The organism is Nocardia sp. NPDC051052, assembly GCF_044456045.1.
Classification (GTDB): Bacteria; Actinomycetota; Actinomycetes; order Mycobacteriales; family Mycobacteriaceae; genus Nocardia.
In genome coordinates, this window is the sequence record NZ_JBITFL010000013.1 from 13,226 (window position 1) to 27,299 (window position 14,074).

At 68.1% G+C, this 14,074-nt stretch carries 13 protein-coding genes; 12 read left to right on the top strand and 1 reads right to left on the bottom strand.

The genetic code is table 11. From position 1 onward, the window contains the following. The first annotated feature begins 45 nt into the window (after nt 1-45). The 12 genes from ACIBCN_RS34910 (at nt 46) to ACIBCN_RS34965 (ending at nt 12,490) form a co-directional block, all read left to right on the top strand. A complete protein-coding gene (locus ACIBCN_RS34910; RefSeq protein WP_396996009.1) occupies nt 46-1,767 on the top strand; it encodes a CTP synthase in 1,722 nt (573 codons plus the stop codon). A 4-nt stretch (nt 1,768-1,771) separates the two neighbouring features. Next, entirely contained in the window at nt 1,772-2,431 is a 660-nt protein-coding gene (locus ACIBCN_RS34915; protein WP_396996011.1) for an NUDIX domain-containing protein, read from the top strand. A gap of 11 nt (nt 2,432-2,442) precedes the next feature. Continuing rightward, complete coding sequence (gene xerD, locus ACIBCN_RS34920) at nt 2,443-3,396, top strand: site-specific tyrosine recombinase XerD (RefSeq protein WP_396996012.1); 954 nt, start codon at nt 2,443-2,445, stop codon at nt 3,394-3,396. 96 nt (nt 3,397-3,492) lie between these two features. Continuing rightward, nucleotides 3,493-3,615: a hypothetical protein gene (locus tag ACIBCN_RS34925; protein WP_396996013.1), complete on the top strand. Its 123-nt coding sequence runs from the start codon at nt 3,493-3,495 to the stop codon at nt 3,613-3,615. 225 nt (nt 3,616-3,840) lie between these two features. Next, entirely contained in the window at nt 3,841-4,785 is a 945-nt protein-coding gene (locus ACIBCN_RS34930; RefSeq protein WP_379292109.1) for a ParA family protein, read from the top strand. Nucleotides 4,786-5,066: 281 nt separating this feature from the next. Continuing rightward, the gene (locus ACIBCN_RS34935; protein ID WP_396996346.1) at nt 5,067-6,056 is read left to right on the top strand and encodes a segregation and condensation protein A; all 990 of its coding nucleotides are present in this window, start codon (nt 5,067-5,069) and stop codon (nt 6,054-6,056) included. A 275-nt stretch (nt 6,057-6,331) separates the two neighbouring features. Next, nucleotides 6,332-7,033 carry an SMC-Scp complex subunit ScpB gene (gene scpB / locus ACIBCN_RS34940; protein WP_396996348.1) on the top strand — a complete coding sequence of 234 codons (702 nt, stop codon included), beginning with the start codon at nt 6,332-6,334 and terminating at the stop codon, nt 7,031-7,033. Nucleotides 7,034-7,042: 9 nt separating this feature from the next. Then, entirely contained in the window at nt 7,043-9,004 is a 1,962-nt protein-coding gene (locus tag ACIBCN_RS34945) for a pseudouridine synthase (RefSeq protein ID WP_396996014.1), read from the top strand. Further along, complete coding sequence (cmk, locus tag ACIBCN_RS34950; RefSeq protein ID WP_396996015.1) at nt 9,004-9,747, top strand: (d)CMP kinase; 744 nt, start codon at nt 9,004-9,006, stop codon at nt 9,745-9,747. The genes ACIBCN_RS34945 and cmk overlap by 1 nt, the downstream gene beginning before the upstream one ends. A gap of 11 nt (nt 9,748-9,758) precedes the next feature. Further along, nucleotides 9,759-11,168 carry a ribosome biogenesis GTPase Der gene (gene der / locus ACIBCN_RS34955; protein ID WP_396996350.1) on the top strand — a complete coding sequence of 470 codons (1,410 nt, stop codon included), beginning with the start codon at nt 9,759-9,761 and terminating at the stop codon, nt 11,166-11,168. A gap of 191 nt (nt 11,169-11,359) precedes the next feature. Further along, nucleotides 11,360-12,115, top strand: a complete 756-nt coding sequence (locus ACIBCN_RS34960) for an acyl-[acyl-carrier-protein] thioesterase (RefSeq protein ID WP_396996016.1) — start codon at nt 11,360-11,362, stop codon at nt 12,113-12,115. 141 nt (nt 12,116-12,256) lie between these two features. Then, a complete protein-coding gene (locus ACIBCN_RS34965) occupies nt 12,257-12,490 on the top strand; it encodes a hypothetical protein (RefSeq protein WP_396996017.1) in 234 nt (77 codons plus the stop codon). A gap of 2 nt (nt 12,491-12,492) precedes the next feature. Here the strand turns inward: ACIBCN_RS34965 and ACIBCN_RS34970 are convergent, their stop codons facing one another. Then, nucleotides 12,493-13,980 (bottom strand): mannitol dehydrogenase family protein, encoded by a 1,488-nt coding sequence (locus ACIBCN_RS34970; protein WP_396996352.1) that lies wholly within the window; start codon nt 13,978-13,980, stop codon nt 12,493-12,495. Nucleotides 13,981-14,074 lie beyond the last annotated feature (94 nt).

The window sequence follows — 14,074 nt, forward strand, 5'->3', positions numbered from 1 at the left end:
GTGGCGTTAGAACTGGACGCCTGATCCGTGTTACCGTGAAGACCCGTGGGTCATACACGGAATCAGGCGCGAACGGCCACGAAGCACATCTTCGTCAGCGGTGGAGTCGCCTCCTCATTGGGTAAAGGTCTTACCGCCTCCAGCCTCGGTCAGCTGTTGACGGCGCGTGGACTGCGCGTCACGATGCAGAAACTCGACCCTTACTTGAACGTCGATCCCGGCACCATGAACCCCTTCCAGCATGGAGAGGTTTTCGTGACGGAGGACGGGGCCGAGACCGATCTGGATGTCGGTCACTACGAGCGGTTCCTCGACAGGGACCTGACCCGGGACGCGAATGTCACGACCGGGCAAATCTATTCGACAGTCATCGCCAAGGAACGCCGCGGCGAATACCTCGGCGACACGGTGCAGGTGATCCCGCACATCACCGACGAGATCAAGAGCCGGGTGCTCGCCATGAGCGCGCCGGACGCGCACGACCAGACCCCCGACGTGGTGATCACCGAGATCGGCGGCACCGTCGGCGATATCGAGTCGCAGCCGTTCCTCGAGGCGGCTCGCCAGATCCGCCACGACGTCGGCCGCGACAACGTCTTCTTCCTGCACGTCTCGCTGGTGCCCTACCTCGCCCCCTCCGGCGAGCTCAAAACCAAGCCGACGCAGCACTCGGTGGCGACGCTGCGCAGTATCGGTATCCAGCCCGACGCGCTGATCCTGCGCTGCGACCGTGAGGTGCCGCAGGCGCTGAAGAGCAAGATCGCACTGATGTGTGACGTCGACGTCGACGCCTGCATCTCCACCCCGGACGCGCCGTCGATCTACGACATCCCGCGCGTGCTGCACCGCGAGGGCCTCGACGCCTACGTGGTGCGCAAGCTCGGGCTGCCGTTCCGCGACGTGGACTGGACCGTGTGGGGCGACCTGCTCGACCGGGTGCACTCGCCGCGCGAGACGGTCGAGGTCGCGCTGGTCGGCAAGTACGTCGACCTGCCCGACGCCTACCTGTCGGTCACCGAGGCGTTGCGCGCGGGCGGGTTCGCCTCGCGGGCCAAGGTGCTCATCCGCTGGGTGCCGTCGGACGAATGCGAGAACCCGGCCGGCGCGCAAGCCGCGCTGCGTGACGTGGACGCGGTGCTGATCCCCGGTGGCTTCGGCATTCGTGGCATCGAGGGCAAGGTCGGCGCCATCAGCTACGCCCGCGCCCGCGGCATCCCGCTGCTCGGTCTGTGCCTCGGACTGCAGTGTGTGGTCATCGAGGCGGCGCGTTCGGTCGGTCTGGCCGAGGCCAACTCGGCCGAATTCGAGCCGGACACACCGCATCCCGTCATCTCCACGATGGCCGATCAGGAACAGGCCGTCGCGGGGGAGGCCGACCTCGGTGGCACCATGCGTCTCGGTGCCTACCCCGCCACCTTGGCGAAGGGTTCGGTGGTCGCGCAGGCGTACGGCAGCGAGCAGGTGTCCGAGCGGCACCGGCACCGCTTCGAGGTGAACAACGCCTACCGTGACCGGATCGCCAAGAGTGGGCTGCGGTTCAGCGGCACCTCGCCGGACGGGCATCTGGTGGAGTTCGTCGAATTGCCCGCCGACGTGCACCCGTTCTTCGTCGCCACCCAGGCGCACCCGGAGCTCAAGAGCCGCCCGACCCGTCCGCATCCGTTGTTCGCGGCGCTCGTCGCGGCGGCACTGAAATACAAGCTCGCCGAGCGCCTTCCGGTCGACATCCCGGACGAGGAATTCGCGAGCGCGGCGGACCAGGCGTAAGACGATGACGCAGGACGGTGGCACCGAAGCGGGCAGCCACGATTTCGAGACCGTGTCCAGCAAGACCGTCTACAGCGGCGCCATCCTGGCGTTGCGGCTCGATCAGGTGCGGATGCCCGGCGGCAAGGTCGCCGAGCGCGAGGTGATCGAGCATCACGGCGCGGTCGCCGTCGCGGCGATCGATGACGACGACAACGTGGTGCTGATCAACCAGTACCGGCATCCGATCGGCAGGCGGCTGCTCGAGCTGCCCGCCGGCCTGCTCGACCTGCCCGGCGAGGAACCGCTCGTCGCCGCGCAGCGCGAGCTCGCCGAGGAGACCGGGCTGGCCGCCCGCGAATGGCACGTGCTGGTGGACGTGGCGCTCTCGCCGGGATTCACCGACGAGGCGCTGCGGGTGTACTACGCCCGCGGGCTCTACGAAACCGACCGGCCGGAGCCGGAATTCGAGGAGGCCGACCTGAAGGTCGTGCGGATGCCGGTCGACGAGGCGGTGCGCGCGGCACTGGCCGGGGAGATCGTCAACGCGACCGCCGTTGCCGGTGTGCTCGCGCTGGCCGCGGCTCGTGCGGGCCACACCGAGCTACGGCCCGCCGACGCGCCATGGCCCGGGCAGCCGACCGCGTTCCTGCGCCGCAAGGCCGCCGCGAAGTCCGCGGACTGACGGGGCCGCGGGTGCTCGCGCGGGAATTGGACGCCTACCTCGACCATCTCGCGGTCGAGCGCGGCGCCGCGCGCAACACCCTCGGCGCCTACCGGCGTGACCTCGGCCGATATCTCGGCTTCCTGACCGGGCGCGGTATCGCCGCGCTCGATCAGGTCGCCGAGGCCGACGTCGCCGAGTTCACCATGGCGCTGCGGGCGGGCGGTACCGAATTCCCGCCGCTGGCCGCGAGTTCGGTCGCCCGCGCGCTCATCGCGGTGCGCGGGCTGCACCGTTTCGCCGCGGCCGAGGGGATGACCACCACCGATGTCGCGCACGCGGTGAAACCGCCCGCGCCGGGTCGCAGGCTGCCCAAGGCGCTGCCCTACGACCAGGTGCTGAAGTTGCTGGAGGCCGCGGGCGGCGGTCCGGTGCACGATCCCGATGCCGCGCCGGGCACCGACGGCGGCCCGCGCGGTCTGCGCGATCGTGCGCTGCTGGAACTGCTCTACTCCACGGGCGCACGGATTTCCGAGATGGTCGGCCTCGACGTCGACGACATCGACACCGACGAACGTGCCGTCGTGCTGCACGGCAAGGGCGGCAAACAGCGCATGGTGCCGATCGGCAGGCCCGCACTGGCCTCGGTCGACGCGTACCTGGTGCGGGGACGGCCCAAGCTCGCCGCGAGCGGAAAAGGCAACGCGGGCGCGCTGTTTCTCAACGCGCGTGGCGGTCGGCTGTCGCGGCAAAGTGCCTGGCAGGTACTGCAAACCGCCGCCGAACGCGCAGGCATCGGCGCCGCCGTTTCGCCGCACACCCTGCGCCACTCCTTCGCCACACATCTGCTCGACGGCGGCGCCGATGTGCGCGTGGTCCAAGAACTCCTGGGCCACGCCTCGGTCACCACCACCCAGATCTACACCCTGGTCACCGTCAACACCTTGCGCGAAGTCTGGGCCACCGCCCACCCCCGCGCTCGCTGACCCGCATCGGAAGCCGAGGTCGAAGCGGTGGCGCTGCCTGGCGGTGGGTCCTCAGATGGTCCGGCGGAGTTTTTCGCTGTGCTCACACCAGGTATCGTGCGATTCGAATATTTCCGGCAGCTCGGCCGGATCGCCCGTGGGGAGGCGGAATGGGACAGCATGGACGAGTTGCACGACCGCTTCGACGTGCATTTCGACGGTGACCCGGAGTGGCGCTGAGCGATACGCGGTAGCGTCGTGCTGTTCGCGGCACGGCGTGGTGCTGCGAACACGCCGCGCGCGTCGCGGTACTTGCACCCTCGTACGCGGTAGCGTCTATCGGGAGTCGGACCGTACGAAAGCGAGGGTCGGGCCTGATCGGCCTCGCTACGCTCGGCGAGGCAACGGGCAGGAACGTATAAGGAGCAGCGGATCGTGACATCAGCCGAAGCGGCAGGGCCGCCGATGGGTGCTGGGGCGGAGCCGCGCACGGGTCAGCGCACCGGTCCGTACTCGGAGGCCGCGGCCGAAACCCTGTGGGGCACCGGGGCCGAACCGGTTCCGGAGGACGCGGCACTCGGGCCCACCGGGCGCCCGCTGCGCCTCGTGCCGGACCCGCCACCGCTCGAGCGGCACGGCGACGCCCTCATCGTCGCCATGTGCAACCAGAAGGGCGGCGTCGGCAAGACGACCTCCACCATCAACCTCGGCGCCTCGCTGGCCGAATACGGGCGCAAGGTGCTGCTGGTCGACCTGGACCCGCAGGGCGCGCTGTCCGCGGGATTGGGTGTGGCCCACCATGATCTCGATCTGACCGTGCACGACCTGCTCGTCGGTTCCAAGGGTTCGATCGACGACGTGCTGATGCCGACCCGGGTCGAGAACATGGATCTGCTGCCCAGCAATATCGATCTGTCGGCGGCGGAAATCCAGCTCGTCAACGAGGTCGGCCGCGAACACTCCCTCGGTCGCGCGCTGCATCCCATTCGGGACAAGTACGACTACATCATCATCGACTGCCAGCCCTCGCTCGGTTTACTCACCGTCAATGCGTTGGCCTGTTCGGACGGTGTGATCATTCCGATGGAATGCGAGTACTTCTCGCTGCGCGGGCTCGCCCTGCTCAACGACACCGTGGAAAAGGTGCGCGACCGGCTGAACCCCAGGCTGAGCCTGTACGGGATAGTGGTCACCATGTTCGACGCCCGACTATTACATTCGCGTCAGGTGATGGCACGAGTCGTCGAGGTGTTCGGCGACCTGGTCTACGACGCCGCGATCTCGCGCACCGTCCGCTTCCCGGACGCCAGCGTCGCGGGCGAACCGATCACCACGTGGGCACCGAAATCCGGTGGAGCCGAGGCATATCGGGCGATGGCGCGCGAAGTCATCCACCGGTCGGGCCGGTGATCGGCGGCACCGACGCCGCGCCACCCGCTACCAACCACTCGACCGGCCAAGGGGTCGCACCCGGCGACGACCATCCGTCGGGCGACCTCTTGGAGCGAGCCTCGGCGCGCGCCCACGATCCGGACGAACCGACCGCCCCCTCGGACCTGGACACATCCCACCACACCCCCGTGCTCGATGATGTCGAGATGCCCGACGAGCCATCCGACGCAGACTCCGATGCGGAGCCGACTGCTGCCGACGATGTCGTCGAAGATGCGGCGGCGTCCGATGATCCCGTCATGCGAGACGATGCGTTCGCGTCGGCGGGAGCTGTCGGGAGCGCGGCCGATTCCAGCGGCGCGGACGACACTGCGTTAGTCGACAGCGCTATACCCGGTGACGCTGCGCGCTCGGACGGTGGCGGTGCCTCTGCGGACGGCTCCGCGCCCGAGGACGAGAAGAAGTCGGGATTTCATCTGCGGCTGAGCAACTTTCAAGGGCCGTTCGATCTGCTGCTGACGTTGATCAGTTCGCGCAAGCTCGACGTCACCGAGGTGGCGTTGCACCAGGTCACCGACGAATTCATCGCCTACACCAAGGCGTTGACCGCGGCGCTGTCCGATGACGCGACGATGAAACTGCGTGCCGACAAGATTCTGGATCAGACCACCGAATTCTTGGTCGTCGCAGCCACGTTGCTCGACCTCAAGGCGGCGCGTCTGCTGCCGTCGGGAGAGATGACCGACGCCGACGACCTCGAACTGCTCGAGGCGCGCGACCTGCTCTTCGCGCGGCTGCTGCAATACCGCGCGTTCAAACAGGTGGCTGAGCTGTTCGGCGAACTGGAGGCCGTCGCGCTGCGGCGATACCCGCGCGCGGTCGGTCTGGAGGACTGCTTCGCCGACCTGCTGCCCGAGGTTACGCTGGGAGTAGACGCTCACGAGTTGGCCGCGATCGCCGCAGCAGCTTTCCGCCCGCGCCCGGTGCCGAGGGTCGGCCTCGACCACCTGCACGCGCACAGCATCTCGGTCGCCGAACAGGCCGCGCTCGTGCTCGAACGGTTGAAACTGGCAGGCAAGGGTGGCTGGACCACCTTCAGCCAACTGGTCGACGACTGCGAGGAGCCGATCGAGATCGTCGCCCGCTTCCTGGCCCTGCTCGAGCTCTACCGCGGCAAAACGATCGAGTTCGACCAGCCCGACCCGCTCGGCCAACTGTCGGTCAGCTGGATCGGCGACGACGTCCCGGACGCCGAGCAGGACCTGACTATCGAGGAGGACTACGGGTGAACGACTCCGTGGACGCCGAGGTCGCGGACACCACGAACCTCGACGCCGACGCGACCGAAACCGTCCGCGAAAACACCGACGCGGTCGGCCACTCAGCCGACCCGACAGCCGCGAGCGAACCCACGCGCGCCGCCTCGAGTGCTACCGATGCTGCTGACGACGCGACCTCGGCCGCTGATGACGTGACTTCGGCGGCCGATGGTGCGGCTTCGGCTGTCGGCGACACCACTCCGGCTGCTGATAACGCGGCCCCGACTGCCGACACCACGACTACGGTGGGCGACGACGCAAACCTCACCACCCACGACGCGACACCAGTCGCCAAAGACACAGTGGCGGAGTTCACCCCCGAGCATCTCGAGGACGCCGAATTCCGGTCGGCGTTGGAGGCGATGTTGCTTGTTGTCGATGCTCCGGCGCCGGTAGAGCAGTTGGCGGCGGCCTTGGACGACACCACCGAGCGGGTGGACGAGGTGTTGCGTGCGATGCGTGCGGAGCTGTCCGCGCGGGGCAGTGGGATCGATCTGCGTTTCGTCGGGGACGGCTGGCGCTTCTATACTCGCAGCGAGTACGCGCCATATGTTGAAAGGGTGCTGCTCGATGGCGCCCGCACCAAACTGACGCGGGCGGCGTTGGAAACTCTGGCGGTGGTGGCATACCGTCAGCCGGTGACTCGGACCAGGGTCAGTGCGGTGCGCGGCGTGAACGTCGATGGGGTGATGCGCACGCTGCTGGCCAGGGGCCTGCTCGCCGAGGCAGGTGTCGACCCGGAAACCAACGGGACGATGTATTGCACGACCGAGCTGTTCCTGGAACGGATCGGACTCGCGTCGCTGACCGATTTGCCGCCGCTGGCGCCCCTGCTCCCGGGCGTCGACCTGATCGATGAGATCAACGAGAGCTTGGATACGGACCCCCGTTACACCAGGCTGAAAAAACCCGCCGAGGCCGACTTGGACCTTGGCAGCGAGGATTGACAGGACAAAATGAATACTTCCGCTCGCCGAGATGGCACACCGGATCGCAGGAAACGCAATGATGAGCAGCAGCGGCCCGTAAGAGGCGCAGGCGCTGCTCGAAGGGGGGCCGACCGCGGCGAAGGCGGCTACCGCGACGCGGCGCCGTCGAGCCCCTCCCGCGGAAACGCCCAGGGCGGCAACGCATATCGCGGCGGCTCCACGCAGGGCAGCAACTATCGCGACCGCTCCGAAGGCGGCAACACCTCCCGCGGCCGTAACGACCGCGGCTCCGCACAAGGCTCCTATCGCGACCGTTCCGAGGGCGGCAGCACGTACCGCGGCCGTAGCGAGGGCGCCCCGCAGGGCGGCGGCTATCGCGGCACGCGAGATGGCAACGCGCAAGGCGGCTATCGCGGCAACTCCTCGCAAGGCGGCTCTTACCGCGATCGTTCCGAGGGCGGCAGCTCCTACCGCGGCACGCGAGATGGCAACGCCCAGGGCGGCTATCGCGGCAACTCCTCGCAGGGCGGCGGCTCTTACCGCGATCGTTCCGAAGGCGGCAGCGGATACCGGGGCCGTTCCGAAGGCTCCTCGCAGGGTGGCGGCTCCTACCGCGATCGTTCCGAGGGCGGCAGTGGGTACCGGGGTCGTTCCGAGGGTGGCTCTTCGCAGGGCGGCAACGCATATCGCGGCCGTTCCGAGGGCGCGCAGGGCGGCGGCTATCGCGGCAACCGTGATGACAACGCGCAAGGCAGCTCCTATCGCGGCAACCGTGACGGCAACGCGCAGGGCGGCTCCTATCGCGGCAACCGTGACGGCAACGCGCAAGGCAGCTCCTATCGCGGTGCGCAGGGCGGCAACACCTCTCGCGACCGCAGCGAGGCAGGCTCGGGTGGCAACGCTTACCGCGGCCGCACCGACAGCGGCGCCGCGCAGGGCGGCAACACCTACCGCGACCGCAGCGAGGCAGGCTCCGGTGGCAACGCCTACCGCGGCCGCGTCGACGGCAACTCGGGTCAGAACGGCAACGCCCAGACCGGCAACTCCTACCGTGGTGCCGCACAAGGCTCCACCGGACACGGCACCGGCGCCATCCCGCAGCGCCGTGCCACCCAGTCCGCACCGACCGGCAAGAAGAAGAACCCCAAGCCGCAGAAGCAGACCCAGTCCGCACCCCTGCTCAACAACGCCAAGCCCGCGAAGCGCCAGCACGTCGAACCGGCCGCCTCCGAGGGCCACGCCAAAATGCCGTGGGGCGAAGGCGAACGCTTGCAGAAGGTCCTCGCCAAGGCGGGTGTGGCCTCGCGCCGCGCCGCCGAGGAGATGATCGCCCAGGGCCGCGTCGAGGTCGACGGTGCCATCGTGGTCGAACAGGGCCTGCGCATCGATCCTGAAGTCGCCGTGGTCCGGGTCGACGGCACCCGGGTGATGGTGCGTTCCGAGCTGGTGCACATCGTGCTGAACAAGCCGAAGGGCTGGCAGTCCACCATGTCCGACGATCTGGGCCGCCCCTGCGTCGGTGACATCGTCGCCGAGCGCATCGCGGCCGGTCAGCGGCTGTTCCACGTCGGCCGCCTGGACGCCGACACCGAGGGTCTGCTGCTGCTCACCAACGACGGCGACCTCGCGCACCGGCTCATGCACCCGTCCTACGAGGTCTCCAAGACCTACCTGGCGACGGTGAACGGCGAGGTGCACAAGGGGATCGGCAAGAAGCTCAAGGACGGCATCGAGCTCGACGACGGCCCGGCGAAGGTCGACAGCTTCCAGGTGCTCGAAATCAATGAGGGACGTTCCCTCGTGAAATTGGTGTTGCACGAAGGGCGCAAGCACATCGTGCGCAGGCTGCTCGACGCGGCAGGCCATCCGGTGACCCGGCTGGTGCGCACCAATATCGGTCCGGTCGCGCTCGGCGACCAACGGCCCGGCACGCTGCGGGTGCTCGGTCGCGGTGAAATCGGCAAACTCTACGAGGCGGTGTCGTTGTGATGGGTGTGGAGATTCCGGTCGAGGCGCCCCGGCAGCTGTCGGGGACCAGTCCGCTCGTCGTCGCGATGGACGGCCCGTCCGGCACCGGCAAATCCAGCGTTTCGCGCCGCCTCGCCTCCCGGCTCGGCGCCCGCTACCTGGACACCGGCGCGATGTACCGGGTCGCGACGCTGCGCGTGCTGCGGGCAGGCGTCGAGCTCACCGACGCCGCCGCCATCGGTGCGGCCGTCAAGGAGCTGCCGCTGTCCATCGGTACCGATCCGAGTCGTGAGGTGATCCAGCTCGACGGTGAGGACGTGTCGTCGGAGATCCGCGGCGACGCGGTCACCAAGGCCGTCTCGGCGGTCTCGGCGGTGTCCGAGGTCCGTGATCTGCTCGTCGCGCTGCAACGCGAAATCGCCACGGCCGCACAGCGAATCGTGGTCGAGGGCCGTGACATCGGCACCGTGGTGCTGACCGACGCCGATGCCAAGATCTACCTGACCGCCTCGGCCGAGGCCCGCGCCCACCGGCGCAACCAGCAGAACATCGCCGAGGGCCGCGGCGACGACTTCGAGGCCGTGCTCGCCGATGTGCAGCGACGCGACAATCTCGATTCCACCCGCAAGGTGTCCCCACTGCGTCCGGCCGACGACGCCGTGCTGGTCGACACCAGCGACCTGAACATGGATGAGGTCATCGACGAGCTGTATCGCGTTGTCGCGCAGCAGATTTCGGCGACCAGGACGGGAGGTCCGCAGTGACTGAAGACGTAATGGCCGGCGACGGCATCTGGAGTGACGAAACCGACTGGGAGCTCACCGGTCTCGACGGCGAGTTCGACGGCGAAGAAGTTCTGGCGATGCCGACGGTTGCCGTTGTCGGTCGCCCGAATGTCGGCAAGTCGACCCTGGTGAACCGCATCATCGGCCGCCGCGAGGCCGTGGTCGAGGACATCCCCGGCGTCACCCGTGACCGAATCTCCTACGAGGCCAACTGGTCCGGGCGTCGCTTCCTGGTGCAGGACACCGGCGGCTGGGAGCCCGACGCCAAGGGCCTGCAGCAGTCGGTGGCCCGCCAGGCCGAGGTGGCCATGCAGACCGCCGACGCGATCCTGCTCGTGGTCGACGCGGTGGTCGGCGCCACCGCCACCGACGAGGCCGCGGTGAAGAAGCTGCGCCGCTCCGAGATTCCGGTCATCCTGGTCGCCAACAAGGTCGACGATCAGAAGGTCGAATCCGAGGCCGCCGCACTGTGGTCGCTGGGTCTCGGCGAGCCGAGGATGGTCAGCGCCGCGCACGGTCGTGGCACCGGCGATCTGCTCGACGACGTGCTCGCCGCGCTGCCGGAAACCCCGCGCGAGGGCACCGGCGGCGCCGGCCCGCGTCGCGTCGCGCTGGTCGGCAAGCCCAATGTCGGCAAGTCCAGCCTGTTGAACAAGCTGGCCGACGACGAGCGCTCGGTCGTGCACGATGTCGCGGGCACCACCGTCGACCCGGTCGACTCGCTGGTCGACCTCGGCGGCAAGATCTGGAAGTTCGTCGACACCGCCGGCCTGCGCCGCAAGGTCTCGCACGCCAACGGCACCGAGTTCTACGCCTCGCTGCGCACCAAGGCGGCCCTGGATGCCTCCGAGGTCGCGATCATGCTGATCGATGCGTCGGACCCGATCACCGAACAGGACCTGCGGGTGATCAGCATGGTCGCCGACTCCGGTCGCGCGCTCGTGCTCGCCTTCAACAAGTGGGACCTGGTCGACGAGGACCGTCGTCTGCAACTCGACCGCGAGGTCGACCGCGACCTGGTCCGCGTCCCGTGGGCCCAGCGCGTCAACATCTCCGCGCACACCGGTCGCTCGGTGCAGAAGCTGGTGCCCGCCATGGAAACCGCGCTCGAATCATGGGACAAGCGCATCTCCACCGGCCGCCTGAACACCTGGCTCAAGGAAGTTGTCGCGGCCACCCCACCCCCGATGCGTGGCGGCCGCCTGCCCCGCATCATGTTCGCCACCCAGGCGTCCACCCGCCCCCCGACGTTCGTCCTGTTCACCACCGGCTTCCTCGAGGCAGGCTACCGCCGCTTCCTGGAACGCCGCCTGCGCGAAGAGTTCAACTTCGACGGCTCCCCGGTCCGCATCTCGGTCCGCGTCCGCGAAAAGCGCGAACGCACCTCCAAGAAGCGCTGACAGTTCTCTAGCTGAAAGAGCCCCGAGCCGCCCCGCGCCTCGGGGCTCTTTCATGATCAAGGGAAATCGGTGTCAGCAACGCCCGAGATCGCCCCAACACCAGTTCCCCTTGACGGGTTTCGGTGTGAGATGTGCGACGCGCTGACCGTGCCGACGCGCGAGGGGGGAGCGTGGCCTGGCATTATCCGTTCATGGTCATTCCCAGCGTGCTGCCGGAACGTCCGACCGCCGGAACCCCGTTCGAGACGGGGTGGCCGGTTCGTCTCGCCGATACCGATGGCGATCAACGCCTTCGGCTCGATGCCATAGCCCGGTATTTGCAGGACATCGGGTTCGAACATCTCGATGCCGTCGAGGACGGTGACACTCATCGCGGCTGGGTGGTGCGCCGGACGGTGATGGACGTGCTGAAGCCGATCCAGTTCGGTGAGCGGGTCGTCCTGCGCCGCTGGTGCTCGGGCCTGTCCACCCGCTGGTGCAACATGCGGGTGCAGATCACCGGGAGCAGCGGCGGCCTGGTGGAGACCGAAGCCTTCCTGATTCATTTCGGTACCGAATCCGGCGTGCCCGCTCGGATGAGCGACCGCTTCATGGAGCCGATGCTGGCCAGCACCACCGAACACCGGCTGCGCTGGAAGGCCGCCCTCACCGACCCGGCGCCCATCGAGGCGCCGGATGTACAGCGGCGTCCGTTCCCCCTGCGCATCACCGATATCGACATGCTGGATCACGTCAACAACGCGGTCTACCTCAGCGGCGTCGAGGAAGTCCTGGCCGATCACGACGACCTGAAGTCGGGCCCGCATCGCGCGATCATCGAATACGTGAAACCGCTGAAGTCCGGCGATCACGTCGACCTGGCTGCCCAGCGCGCAGGCTCGGCCCTCGACATTTGGTTCACCGTCGCCGGTGAAACGCACGCGGTAACCCGGGTACTGCCCATCTGACTCCGGTGGATCGGCCCTCCCGCGACGAATCGGCGGGGGAGCGCCCATCCCCGAGATCGGGGGCGGGTGAAATCGGGGGCGAGCAATTGGGGTCGTTCGTCTTTCGTGCTTCCCGGTTAGCGTCGGGCCATGCGGAAACCAATGAGCACAGCGTCTCTTCGCACCTTCGTCGCCTGCGCGGCCGTCGGCACCGGCCTGCTCCTAGGCAGCGGAATCGCCGCCGCCCAGACACCCGACGCGCCGTCGACGACGGGTGCTGTCGCCGATCCTCACGCCCTGGTCGGACAGTTCATCCGAGTACTCAACACCGGCTCCTCCGGCATCTGCGTTCCGATCGCGACCGGCAGCAACGTCGGAACGCCGGGCTGCGGATAGCCCTATCCCGCCAACTCCGCGACCGTGGCGCGAGCTCCCTTGGCGTACAACGAATCCAATGCCGCGACATAGGCGCCAACGAACCGTGGCTCGTCGCTCAGATCACCGAAAACCGAACGCTCACTGAGGAATGCGGTGCGATCGTCGCGCTGCCGACGGGCCAGCGGGACCAATCGCTCGCGCAACCGATCCACGATGTCGATCGGCTCACCCTGTTCATCGACGCCTTCCGCGTACCGCGCCCAGCTGGCGACAATCGCGGCCGCGCAGGCGATCTCGCCGTCCTCGGCCAGCCGCTGCCGAATCACCGGCAACACCCATTTGGGAATCCGATCGGAGGACTCCGCGCACAGCCGCGCCACCGTGTCGCCGATCGCCGGATTGCAGAACCGCTCGATGAGCGTGTGCTTGTATTGCCCGAGATCGACCCCGGGCACCGGCCGCAATGTTGGCGTCGCCTCGATGTCCATGTAGCGCAACAGAAACCGGCGGAACGCTGGATCCTGTGCCGCGTCGTGCACCTGCCGATAGCCGCTGAGATACCCGAAGTAGGCGAGCGCCTGATGGCTGGCGTTGAGCAGCCGCAACTTCATCAGCTCATAGGGCGCGACATCCTCGACCAGCTGCACGCCTACCGCGCCGTAATCCGGTCGCCCGAGGGTGAACGAATCCTCCAGCACCCACTGCGCGAACGGCTCCGTCACCACCGGCCACCGGTCCGTCACCCCGTACCGCCGCTCGACCTGGGCCGTAGCCTCGGGCGGCGTCACCGGCGTGATCCGGTCCACCATCGAATTCGGGAACCGCACCTCCCGTGCCACCCAGTCGCCGAGCTCGGGGTCGCGCAGCCCCGCGAACGCGCTGAACGTCGCGCGCGCGACATGCCCGTTGCCCTCGATGTTGTCGCACGACATCACCGTGAACGGCGCGACACCGAGCGCCCTTCGCCGCGCCAGCCCCTCGGTGATCAGCCCGAAGATGGTGCTCGGCACCGCATTCGGGGCGAGGTCGGCCCGGATCTCCGGGTCGTCGGCATCGAACGCGCCGGTATTCGCGGAGAAGTGGTAACCGCCCTCGGTGACGGTGAGCGAGACGATGCGGGTGGCCGGATCGGCGAGTTTCGCCAGTACCGCCTCGGGATCGTCCGGCGCGTAAAGGTATTCGACGATCGAGCCGATCACGCGCGTATTCCAGCTGCCGTCCGGTGCCAGCACCGACAGCGTGTACAGCCCGTCCTGCGCGGCGAGCACGTCACGCATCCGGCGGTCGGCGGGCAGCACGCCCACCCCGCAGATGCCCCACTCGCGCGCGCCGCCGCCCTCGAGTAGCCGGTCGATATACATCGCCTGATGTGCGCGATGGAACCCGCCGACCCCGAAATGCACTATGCCGGTGGTGATTCCAGCCCGGTCATAGGTCGGTACGGCGATGCCGGAGTCGAGGTCCCGCAGCGTCGCGGAACGCAACGGCACGCTGGTGTCCCAAGTCATAGTCACCCCACCAGTGTTGTGTACGTCACACTTCGGATGGTACCTTCTGTGAGCAGTAGTTCACACGCTGAGCATATGCTCAGGCTCATTGAGG

Excerpts from the sequence above, each read along its gene's own strand:
- ACIBCN_RS34915 (WP_396996011.1), top strand. The coding sequence starts at position 1,772 with ATGACGCAGGACGGTGGCACCGAAGCGGGCAGCCACGATTTCGAGACC.
- ACIBCN_RS34930 (WP_379292109.1), top strand. The coding sequence starts at position 3,841 with ATGGGTGCTGGGGCGGAGCCGCGCACGGGTCAGCGCACCGGTCCGTAC.
- ACIBCN_RS34935 (WP_396996346.1), top strand. The coding sequence starts at position 5,067 with ATGCGAGACGATGCGTTCGCGTCGGCGGGAGCTGTCGGGAGCGCGGCC.
- ACIBCN_RS34945 (WP_396996014.1), top strand. The coding sequence starts at position 7,043 with ATGAATACTTCCGCTCGCCGAGATGGCACACCGGATCGCAGGAAACGC.
- cmk (WP_396996015.1), top strand. The coding sequence starts at position 9,004 with ATGGGTGTGGAGATTCCGGTCGAGGCGCCCCGGCAGCTGTCGGGGACC.
- der (WP_396996350.1), top strand. The coding sequence starts at position 9,759 with ATGGCCGGCGACGGCATCTGGAGTGACGAAACCGACTGGGAGCTCACC.
- ACIBCN_RS34960 (WP_396996016.1), top strand. The coding sequence starts at position 11,360 with ATGGTCATTCCCAGCGTGCTGCCGGAACGTCCGACCGCCGGAACCCCG.
- ACIBCN_RS34965 (WP_396996017.1), top strand. The coding sequence starts at position 12,257 with ATGAGCACAGCGTCTCTTCGCACCTTCGTCGCCTGCGCGGCCGTCGGC.
- ACIBCN_RS34970 (WP_396996352.1), bottom strand. The coding sequence starts at position 13,980 with ATGACTTGGGACACCAGCGTGCCGTTGCGTTCCGCGACGCTGCGGGAC.